Here is a 15521-nt window from a genome sequence, read left to right on the forward strand (position 1 = left end):
ACGCGCTTAGGAGCTCGCATGAAACTGTGCGTAGTCCTTGCTGCAATCGGCGTCGCTCTGCTTGCCAGTCTGGCTGGTCCGGTCTCCGCCGAGGATGCGCAGTCCTATCCAAGCAAGCCGGTTCGCATCTTCATTCCCTACGGCGCGGGCGGCGTCGGGGACCTTACCGTGCGTCTGCTCGCGCAGAAGCTCTCCGAGAGTGCCGGCCAGCAATTCGTCATCGAGAACCGGCCGGGCGCCGGTGGCTCGCTGTCGGCCAAAGGCGCACTCGGCGCCGAGCCCGACGGCTATTCGCTGGCGCTGACCGGCAACGGGCAGGCCATCAGCATGACGCTGTTCAAGGGGCGGAGCTATGACGTCCTGACCGACTTCGCGCAGGTGTCGATCACCGCGACTTTCGAAATGCTGCTGGCGGTCAAGAATGAATCGCGGTTCAAGAACCTCCAGGACGTGCTGGACTTCGCGAAGAAGAATCCCGGCAAGCTGACCCTCGGCGCCATCAATCCCGGCAGCACGCAGAATCTTTCCGCGTATCTGTTCAAACAGACCGCCGGCATCGAGGTGGCCATCATTCCGTTCAAGACGACACCCGAGGTGGTCACCGCGCTGCTCCGCGGCGACGTCGACATGGGCTTCGACTTCTATGCTGGATTCCAGGGTGCAATCAGTGACCGGCAGATCCGGATCCTTGCAAGCTCGGGCGAGCATCGCTCGCCGTTGCTGAATGGGGTGCCGACCGCAGTGGAGAGCGGTTTGCCGGATTACGTGGTCACGAGCTGGAACGGGCTTTCGAGCCGTGCCGGGACGCCGGACCCGATCGTGCGAAAGCTCAACAAGCTCGTCGTGACGGCGCTGGAAGACCCGGTGCTTCAGGAGAAGGCGCAGCGGCTCGGCATCGAGGCGCGCGGCAGCACGCCTGAGGCCATGCGCGAGCGCATGGCGCACGATATCCTGCGGTGGCGGGGCGTAATCGAAAAGGCCAACCTCGCGGTGACGGAATGAAGTGGAGACTGCGTTGGCCGACCAACCGCGTCTGAAGATCGCCATCGCGACCTACGGGCACACCAAGGCGCTCAAGTCCGGCGAGGTGAAGATCGCCGGAGTCGATCCGGATTTCGTCGAGATCGTGCCGATCATCGGCGCGTTCCGCCGCATGGTCCGCGACGTCGAGTTCGACGTGTGCGAAATGGCGCCGACCACCTATATGATCGCGCGTGCGCTTGGTGCGCCGTTCATCGCGCTGCCGATCTTCATCATGCGGAGGTTTCATCACGGCGGCTTCGTGGTGCGGCCGGATTCCGGCATCAAGGTCCCGAAAGACCTCGAGGGCAAGAGGGTCGGAGTCCGGGCCTATTCGGTGACGACCGGTGTGTGGACGCGCGGCATCTTCGTCAATGAATACGGCCTCGATTCATCGAAGGTCACCTGGGTGGTCGACGACGAGGAACATGTCACGACATTGAAGCTGCCGCCCAATGTCGTGCACGCGCCCGATGGGACGTCGCTCGCCAGCATGATGGCGAGCGACGAACTCCAGGCGGGCTTCACCGGACCGGCCGGCATCGGCCGCGCGGGGCCGCCGACCGGCGCCTGGGAGCAGGGCGGGCAGACTGCGGCGCAGGTCTATCCCGAGCTTATTCCGAACGCGGTAGAGGCCGAAGCGGCGTGGTACCGCCGCACCGGCATCTATCCGATCCACGGCCTGATCGTCGTAAAGACAAAGGTGCTGGCGAAATATCCGTGGGTCGCGCGCTCGCTCTACGACGCGTTCGTCGAAGCGAAGAAGCCCTACATCGCGCATCTGAAGGGGACCGACGGCAATTCGGCCGATGAGACGAAGTATCGCGGGCTGATGCTGCTGGTCGGCGACCCGCTGCCTTATGGCCTCGAAGCCAATATGCCGAGCATCGAGGCGATGCTGACCTACGGTCTTCAGCAACAACTCATTCCCAGGCGCATGCCACTCGAAGAGGTGTTCGTCGATCCGGCAAAATCCTGATCATTGGAAGGGACTGAAATCTCCATGGCTTCGATCGTCGATATCCATCCGCACGTCATCTCGACCGACAACAAGCGCTTTCCGCTCAATCCGCTCGGCGGCAAGCAATCGACCTGGTCGGTGGAGCGGCCGACGCCGCACGAGGCGCTGGTCGCCGCGATGGACAAAGCCGGCGTCGCCAAGGCCGCGATCGTCCATGCCTCGACCGCCTACGGATATGACAACTCGTACGTGGCCGAGGCGATCGCGGCGCATCCCGGCCGCTTCACCGGTGTGTTCTCGATCGATGTGCTCGCGCCCGATGCCGTCGAGAAGATGAAGCTCTGGATCGGCAAGGGCTTCTCCGGCATGCGGTTGTTCACCACCGGCAGCACCATGCCGGGGCAGGCGACCTGGTTCGACGATCCACGCTCATTTCCGGCCTGGGATTATGCGGGCAAGGCCGGCATTCCGGTCTGCATGCAGATGACGCCGCAGGGGTTTCCGCAGCTTCGCGGCCTCATCGAGCGCTTCCCGAATGTTCGCATGATCCTCGACCACTTGGCGCGGCCGAAGCTCGTCGACGGCCCGCCTTATGCGGCCGACGGCGAATTCCTCGATCTTGCGAAATATCCGACGGTGTTCCTGAAGCTCACGCCGCTCAACGTCTCGCCGGAGAACTGGGGCAAGGCCACGCCCGAAACCTGGTTTAGGACCTTGATCGACCGCTTCGGCGCAGATCGCATCGCCTGGGGCTCGAACTTCCCGGCGACTGACGACACGCTGTCAGGGATTCTTGGGAAGGCGCAAGCCGCGCTGGCTTTTGCCAGCAAACAGGAGCGCGATTGGATCTTCGGCGGCACCGCGCAGCGGCTCTATCCTTCGTTGAAGGATTGAGCGGACGCGCGCCGGCTACTCCATCATCTGCGCGATCTTCTCGGCGACGGCGGGCGGCAAGCCGAGCGTGTCGCGAACGATGTCGTCGATCTCCTGGCCGGTCGCGCCGTCGATCATCAGCTTGCGCTTCTCGCAGGCCGCGACGAAGTCCGGGTCTTGCAACATCGCCTGGAACGCGGCGCGCAGGGCCGCAAGCCGCTCCGGCGGCACGCCGGGTGTTGTCAGGATCGAGCGGCCAATATCGCCGGTTGCGGCCGCCGCATGCAGCACCTCGCGGCCTTCGTCGGTCTGCGCAAGCTCCGGCAAGGTCGGTACGTTTGGCAGAAGTTTGTGCCGCTTCAGCGACGCCTGGTAGAGGATCACGGCTTCGCCGTTGCGCACCCAGCCGGGGTGGCTGACGAGAATGCCGGGCAGCCCGTAGGCCCCGACGATGTCGACCTCGCCGCGCTCCATCGCGAGCAGGATGTTGATCGTGCCGCTATAGCCACGGATCAGCTTGAACTTCGCGCCCGCATGCTTGTTGAGCGCGGTCGGGAACAGCACGGTGGTCGATCCGCCACCCGAGACGCCGACAGCGTACTGTTTCTTGCGTGCATCATCGAACGATGTGATGCCGCTTTTGGGGAGCGCCGCTCCGACGTCGATGTTGGTCACGACGCGACCCAGATAGGGCATCTTCGACACGTCGATCTTGGCGCCGGTGTTGGTCAAGCTGTCGATGGCGAGCGTCTGGGCGAGGCTGCCCAGCACGGTGCCGTCCTTGGGCGCAACGTCGTACATGTATTTCGCCGCGACGAAGGAGCCGGCGCCCGGCATGTTCTGCGCGATGATGGTCGGGTTGCCGGGGAGGTGGCGCGGCAGAAACTCGGCGACCAGCCGGCCGTAGATGTCGTAACCGCCGCCCGGCCCATAGCCGATCAGCATGCGCATCGTCTTGCCGCGGTAGAAATCCTCGATTGGCTCGGCGCGAGCCTGCAAAGCCATCAGCGCGATCGCTGCAGCGATCGCGGCCGCAAGGGTGCCGCTTAGACGTTTGCCTGGCACGGTTCACCGCCGTCTTGAGTGCGTTTCCTCCACGGTTGAGCGGGATGTTGCCCGCTCAACCGTCTTGCGTCTGTCCGGTCTTCGCCGGATCGAGACGATCAGCGCGCTTCAGCCCGCAGCGCGGAGCTTGTCGGCCTCGGCCTTGAACACGTTGTTCAGGCAGTATTCGGCGAGCTCGATGCCTGTCGGAAACCAAAGGCTATCGCCGGCGACCTTCCGCATGTGCTGGACGATGCCGCGCAGCGCAAGCGTGCGGCCCGGCCGGCCGATGATGTACGGGTGCATCGTGAACGGAATGTACTTCGGCCGCTCCGGCGTGCTCTCCGAATAGAGCTCCTCGAAATAAGCCTTCCAGGTCTCGAGCCCGTGATACGGATTGCCGTATTCGCCGTGGCGGTGGCCGAACAACGTGCCGTCGCCGAACGGCTGCCGCGGCAGCTCAACCAGGAGCTTGCCGTCCTTCTCCCAGAGGAACGGCAGTTCCTCGTGGAAGCAGTTGGTGTTGAACGTGAAGCCGTTCTCGATCAGCAGCTCGATGGTGTTGGTGCTCTGCGTGCACGAGCGCCAGCCATAGCAGCGCCGCCCGGTGCGCTTCTGGATCATGGCGATGGTCTTCTTCATGATCGGATCTTCCTGCTCGCGCGGCAGGTAGCGGGCGATCTCGTGGTTGTAGCCGTGGCCTTCGACCACATGGCCGTGATCGAGGATGGCCTGCACGGCTTCCGGAAAGCGCTCGGCGATCGCGCCGCAGGTGAGGAACGTCGCCTTGATGTTCTCTTCCTTCAGGATGCGCAGCAGCCGGTAGATCGCATGATGCGGGCCGTACTCGCCCTGGCTCCACATTTCGTAGTTGAGGATGCCGTTCTTGTCCGGCTTCACGTCCTCGCCGCCCTGGAAATCGAAGGTCAGAAAAACCGCGGCGCGTTCGCCTTTGGGCCAACGGATCAGATGGTCGTAGTGATATTCCTTGAGCATGGCGTTTCCCTCGGAGGCTTGGAGCAGGATGTAAAACTCACGCTCCTTGAACTGCCGGCGATTCTACGTCCGGGCCCGCCCGGCCGGTAGCTTCGATCGCAGAACAACAGTTGTTCCTGGGATCGGTGGACAGCTTGACGAAGGCTCGGCCATCCTCCTGAATCTTGAGCGTCTGGAACGACTTCCAGGAAAACCGGCACACGAGATTCGGCACATGTCCTTTACGGCGCCGCTGCGGGACTTGAACAAGCTCAACACGTTCGTCCGCGTGGCGCAGCGCCGGAGCTTCACCAAGGCCGCGGCCGAGCTTCGCACCACACCATCGGTGATCAGCAAGCGCATCAAAGAGCTCGAAGAGGCCTTGGGCTTCACGCTATTGAACCGCTCGACGCACGGCCTGACGCTCACCGATGCAGGCGAGGGGCTGTTCCAGAACTGCCTGGAGATGCTCGCCAAGGTCGACGACTACGTCACCGAGCGGCGCAACATCGAGGCCGGACCATTCGGCACGCTGCGCGTGCTCGCGGCGAGCGACTACGCGCAGCACGTGCTGGCGCCGCTGACCATCCGGTTCGGCAAGAGCCGCCCCGGCCTCCGCGTGCATGTTGCCGCAATGCCGAGCCATGCGGTTGCGGCTGAAGATGGTTTCGACGTGATCGTGAGCCAGCACAAGCCGCCGATCCCGGGATTGGTCGGGCTCGATCTCGGCGCCATTCGGCATGTGATCTGTGCGTCGCCGGCCTATTTGCAGAAGTCCGGGCGGCCGAAGGCGCCACAGGACCTCCGGGAGCACAACTGCCTGGCCGACTTTTACGGCGGACCGAAAACCTGGCCTTTTCAGAATTCCGCCCGGCCGCTGCTCATCGAGGTGAAGGGATCGCTGTCATCCGACAGCAATGCCGTCCTGATCGAGATGGCGCTGCAGGGCAGTGGAATTATCCGCGTGCCGTTCTATGCGGTGAAGGCTGAAATCGCCGCCAAGAAGCTCGAGGTCGTGCTCAAGAACCTGTCGTTGTCGCCGGAACGGCTGGGCGTCTACTACGCCAAGGGCAAGCGACTGCCCGCCAAAACAGCGGAGTTCATTGCTTTCCTGCAAAGCTCGCTCGAAGAATCCTAGTTCTTCGGCAACCGGCTTTTCAGGTTCTCCCAAGGCCTCGCAACATCGAACACCTCGGTCGAATGCATCTTGATCTCGTCGTCGTTGAGATAGACCACCTCGCCGCCGAGTGCGATGGCGTCCAACTCCGCCTTGGCGTTCAGGTGCGTGTAGACGGCGCGGAACACCGCCCAGGGCAGTGACGCGCCGACCACGGCCATGCCGTGGCTGCGAATGAGCACGACCGAATCCTGGCCGAGGGTCTTGGCGAGTGCCGCACCAAGCTTGGCGTTGTTGACCATCAGCTTGCCGCGCAGGCTCGGATCGTCCCTGGAGACATCGCGATGGTCCAACACCGAGACGCCTTTGACCGGAAGGAAACCGGACATGTGGATCAGCGGCCGCAGCGGACGGCTCGGCGAAACGCTGAATGGAACGACAGCGGGCGAATGGCTGTGCACGATCGCCTGCACGTCGGGGCGCACGCGGTAGATCTCGCCATGGATGAAGCGCTCGCCGTTGGTGCGCGGCGCGTTGGGATCGACCGGCGCGCTGTTGATGTCGAGTTCGACGATGTCCTTCGGGGTCACGAGGCCGGGCGGCATGGCCTTCGGCATGAAATAGTGGTTCGGGTTTTTCAGCGAGCGCACCGTAACGTGGCCGAAGCTGTCGAGCACGCCTTCATTGACCGGGACGCGGCTGGCGATCGCGAGATCGGCGATGCGCTGCTCGTCCGTGTCGGGCTCCTTCGGCAGGCCTTCGCGGGGCCCGCTGGTCTGGGCGAACGCGCCGCCACACACGACAACGAGAGCAATGAACAGCAGGGACATGTTTCGGGAATGCCGCATGATCGAGCTCCGGCTGAGACGAGGCGCGGCATTCAACGCTGAACTAGAGCGAGTTGTAAACCTCCCTGATCTGCTGGCGCAGCCAGGCCTGCTTGCCATCGCGATCGCTTCGCGCATGCCAGATCATGTTGGTTGCGATCTTGCCGACCGCGAGTGGCACCCTTCGTTTGACGAGACCGAACGAGCGTTCGAACACCATCGACGCCAGCGCAGTGAACACGCCTATCATCTCGCTGTGCTTCAGAAGGTTGGGCACGGCCGTGTAGTTGGACACCGACACCTGGGCGCGGCGCTTGAGGTTGTAGCGTTCCAGCAGTTCGTCGAAGATCGCGATGCGCCCGCCGCTCGCGCTGACGACGAGATGCGGATAGGACAGCACTGCGCCGATGTTAAATCTGGCCTTCGACTTGGCGATCGGATGATTGGGGCGAAAGACGCAGAACAAGTCCTCGTCCATGAGAAATTCCGAGCTGACATGCTTCGGCTTCTCATCGAACCAACCGAGTGCCACGTCGATCCGGTCCTGCTCGAGGAGGTCGACGGCGTGGCGCCGGTCGGCCGTCATCAGGTGCAGATCGAGCGATGGCGCCATCTTCGCCAGGCGCTTTGTCAGTTGCGGGATCACCGCGAGCGTCAGGCGGTCGGGCATGCTGATGCGGCAGACGCCGGTGGTGCGCGACGGATCGAACGACGCCTCGTGAAAGATGCGCTCGTCGATCAGCGTCATCACCTCGCGCAGCGGCCCGCGCAAGGCCTCGGCACGAGGTGTCAGCGTCATGCCGCTCGGCCCGCGCACCAGGAGCTCGTCGCTCAGCGTGCCGCGAAGCCGATGCAGCGCGTTGCTGATCGCCGGCTGCGAACGGCTCAACTGCTGGCCGGCTTTGGTGACGTTGCGTTCGGCGATCAGCGCATCCAAAACCTTCAAAAGGTTGAGGTCGAACTCTTTGGGGCGCATGGCGGGTCATTCGTTTTGTGAATGGTGATCCCTTTGTAGGATCGGCGTCACGAATGAACAAGCTTGCCAGGCATCGGCGGCCTAAAAGATGCGTGTCTCACCTTCGTCCAGAACAACGAATTGGCCGTCTGGTATCCCACCCTGCAGGAGCGCGCGGGCCAGTTCCTGCTTCGGCTCATCGATCGGTTCAGGGGTGAGCTGGAACGTCCCGAAATGCATTCCGATGCTCTGCTTCGCGCCAAGATCGCAATGCGCGCGGATGGCCTCGGCCGGATTCATGTGGATAGGCTGCATGAACCATCGGGGCTCGTAGGCGCCAATCCCAAGAATGGCAACGTCCGGGGAGCCGAGGCGGGTTTTGATATCGGAGAAATGCGTCGAGTATCCGCCGTCGCCGCCGTAATAAATGCGGCGCTCTTGAAATTCGAGCATGTAGCCGCCCCACAGGCTCTTTTGCCGATCGAACAGGCCGCGCGCCGAGAAATGCTGTGCGGGAACGAAAGTAATCTTCGGCGCATCGTGGAAGCGAACGTCGTCCCACCAGTCGAGTTCGTGAATTTTGATATAGCCAAGCTGCGCGACAAGCCGCGCGTCGCTGTGGGCGGTGACGATGGTCGGACTGCAACGTTGCCGCAATCGCTTGAGCGTCGCGACGTCCAGATGGTCATAGTGATTGTGGCTGAGGAGAACGATGTCAACCGGAGGCAGATCGTCGAATGGCACGCCGGGGGCGCGCACGCGTTTCGGGCCGGCCCAGCGAACGGGGCTGGCGCGCTGCGACCAGACCGGATCGGTCAGGATGGTGACGCCATTGATCTGAATCAGAAACGTCGCGTGGTTGACGAATGTGATCGCGGCTTCATTGGCGCCAAGAGGCAATTGAAGCCGGGGAACGCCCTTGTTCTCGATCCATCGAGGCCAGCGCGCTTTCGGCTCGCGCATCATTCTCAGGGTGCTGCGCCGCGAGGGCGCAAAATCGCTCGGCAAGGTTGGATTGAAGAAGCGCTTGCCGTCGAAGTGATCGGACACGGGGGCCATCGCGAGATGTGCGGCCGAGGCGCTGATCGATTTAAGCCAGAAGCCTTAAACGACGAAAATTTTCTTGCGCGGGCTGTTCTCGGTCAGCAGCACGACATCATGGGTATCTCGCTGCACGTCGGCGAGGCCCAACTCCTTCAAGGCGTCTTGCACGGGAAGGGGGACGCGCTCGGCGGCAACCTTGCCGTCGTGCTTGAGCGTCCGCCAGCAGTCATGAAGTTCGTTCAGCGTAAATCCGGACATCGGAGCCTCCTCATCTGTCTCGACATTGAGCAGATTCGTTGGGCAGCAAAAAGTCGCGGACGTGGCGATGCGTTGCCTTATGGCGTTAACAACTAAGGCACGTTGATAACTTCTTGGTGCTCTGGCGGCGATGCTTTCGCGCGATATCCTTTCGTATCGATTCGCCGGGAGCAGACATGCACTCAGAGTTTTGTGATCGCTATCGTGAGCGTAAATCGCCGAACCGTGAGATGATCGCGGTTCGAGGTGCCAAAGTTGATTTGTCGAAGTGGGAGCTGATTTCATTCAGCGCCACTCCACCGAGCAAGATGAAAGCCCTCGCAGAGAAAGGCTTCATCATCCTTGAAGCTGCGGCACGGCGTGTGGCCTAATTCGAATCCGTTGACTGCTTCCAGTGGAAGTTGCCGCGCCGGGTCGCGATGGTGATATCTTTGAGGCCCATCTCAATGAGCCGATCCTCCACGGCTTGAAGCACCTGTTGCAAGCCAAAGCCCTGCTTCAGCTGCTCGCGTAGCTTCTCGTCCATTGGTCCCTCCACCAGCCGCGGTACCAATCGGCACGAAAGGCTGATGGTTCCGTGGCCGGCGAGCGTGGTGCGCATAGGTGCTCATCTAAAATGTCCGCTGAAGGGGCTTGTCCTGCGCGCAGCGGGAGGAGGCGGCCTTGTGCTGCGACTCCTCCTCTCGCTGCTTCGCCCCAGCCAAACCGTGGCAGCTTGCTTGCGATCCAGGGTCCGGCTCTCGCGATCGACGTCAGTCCAGCTCGCTGCGCTCCTTCATTCCTTGATGGACCTGCTGGAGAAATTCGAAGATCGCCGGATCGAACCAGAGGGCATCAGACCTTGCCTGTGCCTCGGCGAGCGTTTTGGTATACGCGTTGCGCATAAACTCCTGCTCGGCCTGGGGGGTCGAACGCCTGATGCCGGCGGTACGGGATCGCAAACGCCGAACCAACTCTTTGGCGGCTTCGGAATTGACGTCCCCCGCCTCTTTCAGCCGGCCGGCTTCGGCCACCATGGCCCTCAGCGCAGCCTTATGGGCATCTCCGCCATACTCTTTCTTGATCTCGTCAAAGGTGCGGCTTGCTTGCCCGGTCGGGTCCTGCTCCGCGATCAGAGCTTCGAACCTTGCGAGGAATTTCTTTTTGTCGGTGGATTGCTGCACGAGAGTCTCCTTGGTGAGGATTGCCAGCTCATCCAGGGAAAGGTCTCGCCCCTCATCAATCTGACACAGCGCCACCTCTATGAGGCCGATCGCGCGCCTGATCTTGTCTTGTTGGGACTCCAGGGTTTCGCGTTGCAGTCGCAAAATATCCCGAAGCCGGGATTGGCTCCCGACAAGCTTCTTGATCGATTTGAGGGACAGGCCGAGTTCACGAAGCACGATGATCTGGTGCAGACGGGCGATTTGAGTTGGGCCGTATAGGCGCCATCTCGACTCAGCACGGTGAGGGATAACGAGCCCCTCCCGCTCATAGACCCTGAGCGCCTTGGTGGTGACGCCGAGCCGCCGAGCTGTCTCCCCGGGACCGAACCATCGCTCCTTTCCGCTGCTCATACCCGACCTTCCGTACCGGACCCTCGCTTCTGTAAGGGCGACCCCAGGGTCCGATGCAAGGGCCCGTCGGCCGGTGCGCTCGCGCCGACCGCTCACCATTGCCCGCCATTCACGACAAAACCGCGGATACGACGGCGCGCCCAGTTGCGCGGCTGACGATCAGCGCTCTGGCAGCCCGGCCTCGACCATCGCCCGGATAATGCCTTGGGTCGCCGCCACAAAAACCGGACTGGAATTCCTGGTGGGTGGAGAGATGTTGAGCGCCGTTGTGCCGGGCCGCAGCTTGAGCCCCGCTTGCATCGCTGCCTTGGCTTCGTCGATCCGGCCGCTTTTCTGCAATGCGGCGGCCAACAACATGTTCGAGCGGCCCGTCGCGGGCGTGATGGCGATCGATCGTTGCAGCCACGGCAGCGCGTCCTCGCTGCGATCCAGCACGACGTACGCCCATCCGATGCCGAGGAGCCATGTCCAGCGCGACACCGACGGCGTATCGAAACGATCGGCTTGCTGAAATGTCGCAAGCGCATCCTCGAAGCGACCGAGGTTGAGCTGTCCGAGGCCGACGAGGTAGAGAGCTCCACCGTTCCACGGGTCGAAGCTCAACATCCTGGCGCAGGTGACGAGGCTTTCGACGAAGTGGTTGGTCGCGCTGAGGAAGCGGCAAGAGGTTTCCAGCACCGCGATGGAATTGGGTTTTACGCGCAGCGCACGCTCAAGCGTCGCGCTGGTCTGGGCCTCGACCGCGGTCGCCTCGTCCGGGCTGAACCAGACCATCTGGATGCCGCGCAGTTGAAGCGAGGCCAGTGCGACGGCGATGTCGACATTGTCGGGCTCGTCGGCGAGCGCCTTTTTCAGCATCGTCTGCGCCATGCCGAAACGTTCGCGCGTCGTCTGATGGATCGACGCGAGAGCCTGTTCGATGACGACTTTCGTGCCGCCGGTGGATGCGCCGCGTGTCGCGGACGACCCGGCCTCCAAAATCTCGTTGAGGCGACGCGCCAGCGGATGACCGACTCCCGCCGCAAGCCGCGCTTGCTGGAGTTGTGTGTCGGGCATGTCGGAGTCGACTGACACGGTTGCGACCGATTGGACCTCGCCGGTGGCCGTCCTGATCATGCGCTCGCGCAGGATCCACGATTGCTCGCTGCGCTGCAGTTCGCCGCGCACTTCGAATTCCGATGGCATCGGCGGGGCGGAGGTCTGTTCGGCGCCTGCGGCCGGCCGCGGTGCGACCACCCGGATGTTGCTGATCCTGGCCAAGCCCTCCGTGAGAAGGCCGGTGACTTCCCCGGCCATGGCTGCGCCGCGAGGGTCGTTGCTCGCATCGACAATCGGCATCACAGCGACGATCGGCGGCGCGCGCTTGAAGATGAGGCCCGGCCCGAACACGGGAGCGGCAACGGCGAGCCCGATGACCGCGCAGAGTCCGACAACCGCGGCAGCCGCCGCTCGACCCCGCAAACCGAACAAGAACCCCTGCCGGCTTGGCGGCTCGGCCATCGCCTCGACGGGCGCGGTTGCGCCAGGGTCCGCAGCCTGAAACGCCTCAGGCGCAGCCGGGCCGGCCGGTGCGGCCGTGACGTCGAGCGTAAAAATATAGCCGCCGCCGGAGGCGAGCTTGATCATCTGCCGCCGGTCGTCGCCCAGCGCGGTGCGAATCTCGCGGATGCATTGGAAGAGGCTGTCTTCGCCGACGTGGACGTTCGGCCAGACCGCCTCCATCAATTGCTGCTTGCTCAGGACCAGCCCGGCATTGTCCACGAACAGCCGCAGCATTTGGAAGGTCTTCGGCCGGAGTTTGACTGGCGCGCCGTCGGAGCCGCGCAACTCGGCGCGCTGCTGATCCAACTCGAACCCGGCAAAACGGAACACCATGCCCCCACACGTGCGGCGCTCAACCGCCCGATCCAGCTGCACAATCGCGAAAATGTCCTAAACCACAGCTTTGGAGAGAAGGTATCAGAAAACTTCAGAATATCCCCACCGCGACATCAGGACGCCGCTAAGACACAGCGGGCCGCCGTGGAAAACGGAGCCCTGACGCGGGCGATGGCGGAGAACGCTCAATACCGCAGCAGGAAGCCGGTATAGAGCCGGTAGCCGTCGAGCGACTGTTCGGTCGCGTTGCGTCCATCGCCGGTGACGCGGCTCCACTCGATGAAGCCGTAACCGTCGGGCTGATCCGGTCCCGGCGGCGCGAAATTGGCGCGCAGGCCCGTGCCGTAGCTGACGGCATAGACGCTGGCGGTTTCGACCGCGCTGGCCTGCCAGAGGATGCGTTGGCCGGCCGAGGCGTAGACATAAGGTGTCAGCACGACACCACCCAGCGCGGCAGGCACCACGAACGGACGGCCGAGCTCGCCGCGGACCGACCACGCCGTATCGCCCGGGAGCGCGCCCGACGTGAAGCCCGACAGCGCCTTGGCGCCGGTGATGTCGAACTGCTCGGAGGTGAGCATCGCCTTGTGGAAGGAGGTCTGCCCGGACGCCATGGCGGCGAGGAAGAAGTTCTCGGGCAGCGATTGGTTGATCTCGATGCGGCCGTCCCATTTGTCGAACACCGCGTCGGCACCGGCGCGCGACAGCGGCAGCAGCGGATCGGCATCGGCGGCGGTGCGGGCGCCGAGCCCGGAAAGGCCGCGCGAGTAATTGGTGGCGAACAGGATCGTGGTCCCGGTGGAGCGGCTGCGCACGATGCCTTCGAAGGCCGCGCGCACGACGCGGGTGCGGTCGAGGCTCAGCGGGACGCGCGGCGTGATCGCGAGCGTATCGATCTCTTCGTCGGTCGCCTCGTAGCGGGCGCTTGCGGTCAGCTCCATATCGCGCAGCTTGACGATGTCGTAGGAGAGCTTGGCGCGCGCCTGCCGGAACTGGCCCTGCGAGGCCACGAGCGCATTGACGCGCGGTGTGGTGACGCCGTCCGTGGCGCCGAGCTCGAGCTTCCAGCCGTCGATACCGATCGGCACCAGGAAAGAGCCGGTGAGATAGCGGCGCGTCGGGTGTTGCGTGATGAAGTCGCGATCCGGCAGACCCGCAGCCGAGATGGTGAGCTGCTCACCTAGTCCCATCAGGCTGTTGAGTGCGGCGGTGCCGACCAACTGGCCGGTGCCGAACACCGCGGGCAGGGCGTTGTCGCCATAGAGGCTCGCCGAGACCGGGTGGTAACGTCCGGTGAGCACCAGGATCGAGCCGCCGATCTCCTTGCCGGCCGCGAACGTGGCGTTGAGGATCAGCCCCGGCGCTTCGCCGGCGATCAGCAATTGCCGTTCGAGCGCCTTCTGCGTGAGGTGGGTCTTGTGAACGAGCGGCGACAGCACCCAGGCGACCCAGCTGCGCACGTTCGGCGCCAGCGCCTCCAGATCCATGCGCTCGATATAGCCGTCGATCACCCGGAGCTTGATGCTCGCGGCCTTCTCGAACTCCTGTGGCAGGATGACGACGCGCGCCAGCGGGAAGCCTGCGCGCACGTAGATCTGCTGCAGCTTGTCGGCGAACTCGAACACGTCGGCGACCGTGACGGTCTTGCCGATCAGCGGCTCGGAAATCTGTTCGCGTTGCGCTTTGAGCTCTTCGAATTCGTCCTGGACGGAAAAGCCAAGGAGCTTGAAGCGGAGCCTCCGCGCTTCGGCGGGGATTTGGGCGCCGGCCGGCACCTGCGGCAACGCAATGCGCGCGCCGCCGGGCGCCGGCGGGACCACCGGCGGTTGCACCTGGCTGGGCGATGGAATCTGCGAAGGCGCTTGCGCAAATGCAACGCCGCCGGCCATCAGCCAGACGCCGGCGCAAACAACCGCAACCCACTTCACGTTACTGCGCCCCGCTAGGCTGCGCCAGCCTTCTCCATCCGCGGTGCAATACAGAATGCCCCAATTGCATAGTCATTCGATCCCCAGCATCGTCGCCCGTGAGCCCGATCGTTGCGACACGGCGGCCAAGCAAGCGGCGTCAAGCTAACGCAGGTGCCGTGAGGCAGCTAATTGACGGGGCTCTTTCAACATCGCTGCACACAGCCATGGGTGCTGGGTCAAACAATTGATATGACTGGACATTGTTCTTCTGCCGAAATCATCGGCCGCGCATTTCAGAAAAAATCAGAAAAAATCAGTGTCGTCTTGAACGCAGGCGAAATTTAACGGTCCGAGCGAGCGCGAACCGCGACAACCTTTGCGCTAACCGGGAATGCTGAAGTGATCGTTCGGACCGTTCTTGCAGCCACTTGGGCTGGACTGCTATCGTTTGCCGCTTTCGGTTTTTCTGGTCTCAGCGCTTCGTCACAAGAACTTTCCAAAGAACCTCCCAAAGAACTTCCGAAGTACGAAACGGCCGGCTTCCGCGACGCCCGCTTCGGCATGACCGAGCAGGACGTGCGCGCGGTCGTCAGCAAAACGCTGGGCGTCAAGCCGGCCGACATCACCGCCGGCACGAACACGATCGAAGGCACCAGCGTGCTGACCGTAAAGGTCGCCTCGCTTGACCCCGGACCCGGACCCGCACGCGTCGCCTATATCTTCGGACACAGCAGCAAGAAGCTCATCCAGGTGAACGTGGTCTGGGGCGAGGACGCGGCGCAGGGCGTCGACACGATGCTCGCCGCGGGCACGAGGCTGCAGCGCTACTTCGCCGAGTTTGCCTGGAAGAAGGACGCGGCGCGCGCCGGCATTCCGGTCGGCGATAACACCGTGGTGCTGTTTGCCGGCGATGACGACAAGAAAGGCTCGGTGCGCCTCATCATCGATGGCGTGAAGTACCAGATGCAGCGCCAAGGCAATCAGCCGGCGACGTCGCCCGAGCCGAAAGGGCCGCCGAAGCTGATCCTGAATTACATTTCGGATCGGGAGAATCCGGACATCGCCAGGATTGAGAAGGGCAAGTTCTAAACACGTCGGTGCGG

Annotated in this window: 16 protein-coding genes and 1 pseudogene; 6 read left to right on the forward strand and 11 right to left on the reverse strand. The window is 63.3% G+C overall.

Annotated features, from left to right (window positions below; genetic code table 11):
- Positions 1-18 precede the first annotated feature (18 nt).
- Genes RHPLAN_RS16250 through RHPLAN_RS16260 form a run of 3 tightly spaced genes read left to right on the forward strand, consistent with a single transcriptional unit; the run spans position 19 to position 2875 of the window.
- The gene (locus tag RHPLAN_RS16250) at positions 19-1002 is read left to right on the forward strand and encodes a Bug family tripartite tricarboxylate transporter substrate binding protein (protein ID WP_068019870.1); all 984 of its coding nucleotides are present in this window, start codon (positions 19-21) and stop codon (positions 1000-1002) included.
- A gap of 13 nt (positions 1003-1015) precedes the next feature.
- Positions 1016-1999, forward strand: coding sequence for a PhnD/SsuA/transferrin family substrate-binding protein (locus tag RHPLAN_RS16255; protein ID WP_068031334.1), 984 nt, complete (start codon positions 1016-1018; stop codon positions 1997-1999).
- 24 nt (positions 2000-2023) lie between these two features.
- Complete coding sequence (locus RHPLAN_RS16260; RefSeq protein WP_068019871.1) at positions 2024-2875, forward strand: amidohydrolase family protein; 852 nt, start codon at positions 2024-2026, stop codon at positions 2873-2875.
- Positions 2876-2890: 15 nt separating this feature from the next.
- On the opposite strand, the gene RHPLAN_RS16265 is transcribed toward RHPLAN_RS16260, so the two are convergent.
- Entirely contained in the window at positions 2891-3919 is a 1029-nt protein-coding gene (locus tag RHPLAN_RS16265) for a Bug family tripartite tricarboxylate transporter substrate binding protein (protein ID WP_157100302.1), read from the reverse strand.
- Positions 3920-4027: 108 nt separating this feature from the next.
- Positions 4028-4894, reverse strand: coding sequence for a polysaccharide deacetylase family protein (locus RHPLAN_RS16270; protein WP_068019875.1), 867 nt, complete (start codon positions 4892-4894; stop codon positions 4028-4030).
- Between the two features lie 214 nt (positions 4895-5108).
- Here RHPLAN_RS16270 and RHPLAN_RS16275 point away from each other — a divergent pair, with 214 nt between their 5' ends.
- Complete coding sequence (locus RHPLAN_RS16275; protein ID WP_068019877.1) at positions 5109-6011, forward strand: LysR family transcriptional regulator; 903 nt, start codon at positions 5109-5111, stop codon at positions 6009-6011.
- Here the strand turns inward: RHPLAN_RS16275 and RHPLAN_RS16280 are convergent.
- The 4 genes from RHPLAN_RS16280 to RHPLAN_RS16295 all read right to left on the reverse strand — a co-directional run bounded on the left by RHPLAN_RS16280 (position 6008) and on the right by RHPLAN_RS16295 (position 9074).
- Positions 6008-6838 (reverse strand): class II aldolase/adducin family protein, encoded by an 831-nt coding sequence (locus tag RHPLAN_RS16280; protein ID WP_198164967.1) that lies wholly within the window; start codon positions 6836-6838, stop codon positions 6008-6010. The genes RHPLAN_RS16275 and RHPLAN_RS16280 overlap by 4 nt on opposite strands.
- A 43-nt stretch (positions 6839-6881) precedes the next feature.
- Positions 6882-7793: a LysR family transcriptional regulator gene (locus RHPLAN_RS16285; RefSeq protein ID WP_068019879.1), complete on the reverse strand. Its 912-nt coding sequence runs from the start codon at positions 7791-7793 to the stop codon at positions 6882-6884.
- Positions 7794-7874: 81 nt separating this feature from the next.
- Positions 7875-8822: an MBL fold metallo-hydrolase gene (locus RHPLAN_RS16290; protein WP_198164969.1), complete on the reverse strand. Its 948-nt coding sequence runs from the start codon at positions 8820-8822 to the stop codon at positions 7875-7877.
- A 54-nt stretch (positions 8823-8876) separates the two neighbouring features.
- Entirely contained in the window at positions 8877-9074 is a 198-nt protein-coding gene (locus RHPLAN_RS16295) for a hypothetical protein (protein ID WP_068019884.1), read from the reverse strand.
- Between the two features lie 176 nt (positions 9075-9250).
- Here RHPLAN_RS16295 and RHPLAN_RS39405 point away from each other — a divergent pair, with 176 nt between their 5' ends.
- Positions 9251-9445, forward strand: a complete 195-nt coding sequence (locus tag RHPLAN_RS39405; RefSeq protein ID WP_157100303.1) for a hypothetical protein — start codon at positions 9251-9253, stop codon at positions 9443-9445.
- Here RHPLAN_RS39405 and RHPLAN_RS16300 read toward each other — a convergent pair.
- The 5 genes and pseudogenes from RHPLAN_RS16300 to RHPLAN_RS16315 all read right to left on the reverse strand — a co-directional run bounded on the left by RHPLAN_RS16300 (position 9442) and on the right by RHPLAN_RS16315 (position 14436).
- Entirely contained in the window at positions 9442-9675 is a 234-nt protein-coding gene (locus tag RHPLAN_RS16300) for a hypothetical protein (protein WP_068019886.1), read from the reverse strand. The two genes, RHPLAN_RS39405 and RHPLAN_RS16300, sit on opposite strands and share 4 nt — an antisense overlap.
- Positions 9676-9826: 151 nt before the next feature.
- The gene (locus RHPLAN_RS16305) at positions 9827-10630 is read right to left on the reverse strand and encodes a MerR family transcriptional regulator (RefSeq protein WP_198164971.1); all 804 of its coding nucleotides are present in this window, start codon (positions 10628-10630) and stop codon (positions 9827-9829) included.
- A gap of 159 nt (positions 10631-10789) precedes the next feature.
- A complete protein-coding gene (locus RHPLAN_RS40555; protein WP_237180259.1) occupies positions 10790-11797 on the reverse strand; it encodes a tetratricopeptide repeat protein in 1008 nt (335 codons plus the stop codon).
- Between the two features lie 483 nt (positions 11798-12280).
- A pseudogene (locus tag RHPLAN_RS40945) lies at positions 12281-12505 on the reverse strand (winged helix-turn-helix domain-containing protein); the annotation flags it as partial.
- Between the two features lie 188 nt (positions 12506-12693).
- Positions 12694-14436 (reverse strand): ShlB/FhaC/HecB family hemolysin secretion/activation protein, encoded by a 1743-nt coding sequence (locus RHPLAN_RS16315; protein ID WP_157100304.1) that lies wholly within the window; start codon positions 14434-14436, stop codon positions 12694-12696.
- Positions 14437-14817: 381 nt separating this feature from the next.
- Here RHPLAN_RS16315 and RHPLAN_RS16320 point away from each other — a divergent pair, with 381 nt between their 5' ends.
- The gene (locus tag RHPLAN_RS16320; RefSeq protein WP_157100305.1) at positions 14818-15507 is read left to right on the forward strand and encodes a hypothetical protein; all 690 of its coding nucleotides are present in this window, start codon (positions 14818-14820) and stop codon (positions 15505-15507) included.
- Positions 15508-15521: the final 14 nt, after the last annotated feature.

This window comes from Rhodoplanes sp. Z2-YC6860 (assembly GCF_001579845.1).
GTDB lineage: Bacteria > Pseudomonadota > Alphaproteobacteria > Rhizobiales > Xanthobacteraceae > Z2-YC6860.

Excerpts from the sequence above, each read along its gene's own strand:
- RHPLAN_RS16250 (WP_068019870.1), top strand. The coding sequence starts at position 19 with ATGAAACTGTGCGTAGTCCTTGCTGCAATCGGCGTCGCTCTGCTTGCC.
- RHPLAN_RS16260 (WP_068019871.1), top strand. The coding sequence starts at position 2,024 with ATGGCTTCGATCGTCGATATCCATCCGCACGTCATCTCGACCGACAAC.
- RHPLAN_RS16270 (WP_068019875.1), bottom strand. The coding sequence starts at position 4,894 with ATGCTCAAGGAATATCACTACGACCATCTGATCCGTTGGCCCAAAGGC.
- RHPLAN_RS16275 (WP_068019877.1), top strand. The coding sequence starts at position 5,109 with ATGTCCTTTACGGCGCCGCTGCGGGACTTGAACAAGCTCAACACGTTC.
- RHPLAN_RS16280 (WP_198164967.1), bottom strand. The coding sequence starts at position 6,838 with ATGCGGCATTCCCGAAACATGTCCCTGCTGTTCATTGCTCTCGTTGTC.
- RHPLAN_RS16285 (WP_068019879.1), bottom strand. The coding sequence starts at position 7,793 with ATGCGCCCCAAAGAGTTCGACCTCAACCTTTTGAAGGTTTTGGATGCG.
- RHPLAN_RS16295 (WP_068019884.1), bottom strand. The coding sequence starts at position 9,074 with ATGTCCGGATTTACGCTGAACGAACTTCATGACTGCTGGCGGACGCTC.
- RHPLAN_RS39405 (WP_157100303.1), top strand. The coding sequence starts at position 9,251 with ATGCACTCAGAGTTTTGTGATCGCTATCGTGAGCGTAAATCGCCGAAC.
- RHPLAN_RS16300 (WP_068019886.1), bottom strand. The coding sequence starts at position 9,675 with ATGCGCACCACGCTCGCCGGCCACGGAACCATCAGCCTTTCGTGCCGA.
- RHPLAN_RS16305 (WP_198164971.1), bottom strand. The coding sequence starts at position 10,630 with ATGAGCAGCGGAAAGGAGCGATGGTTCGGTCCCGGGGAGACAGCTCGG.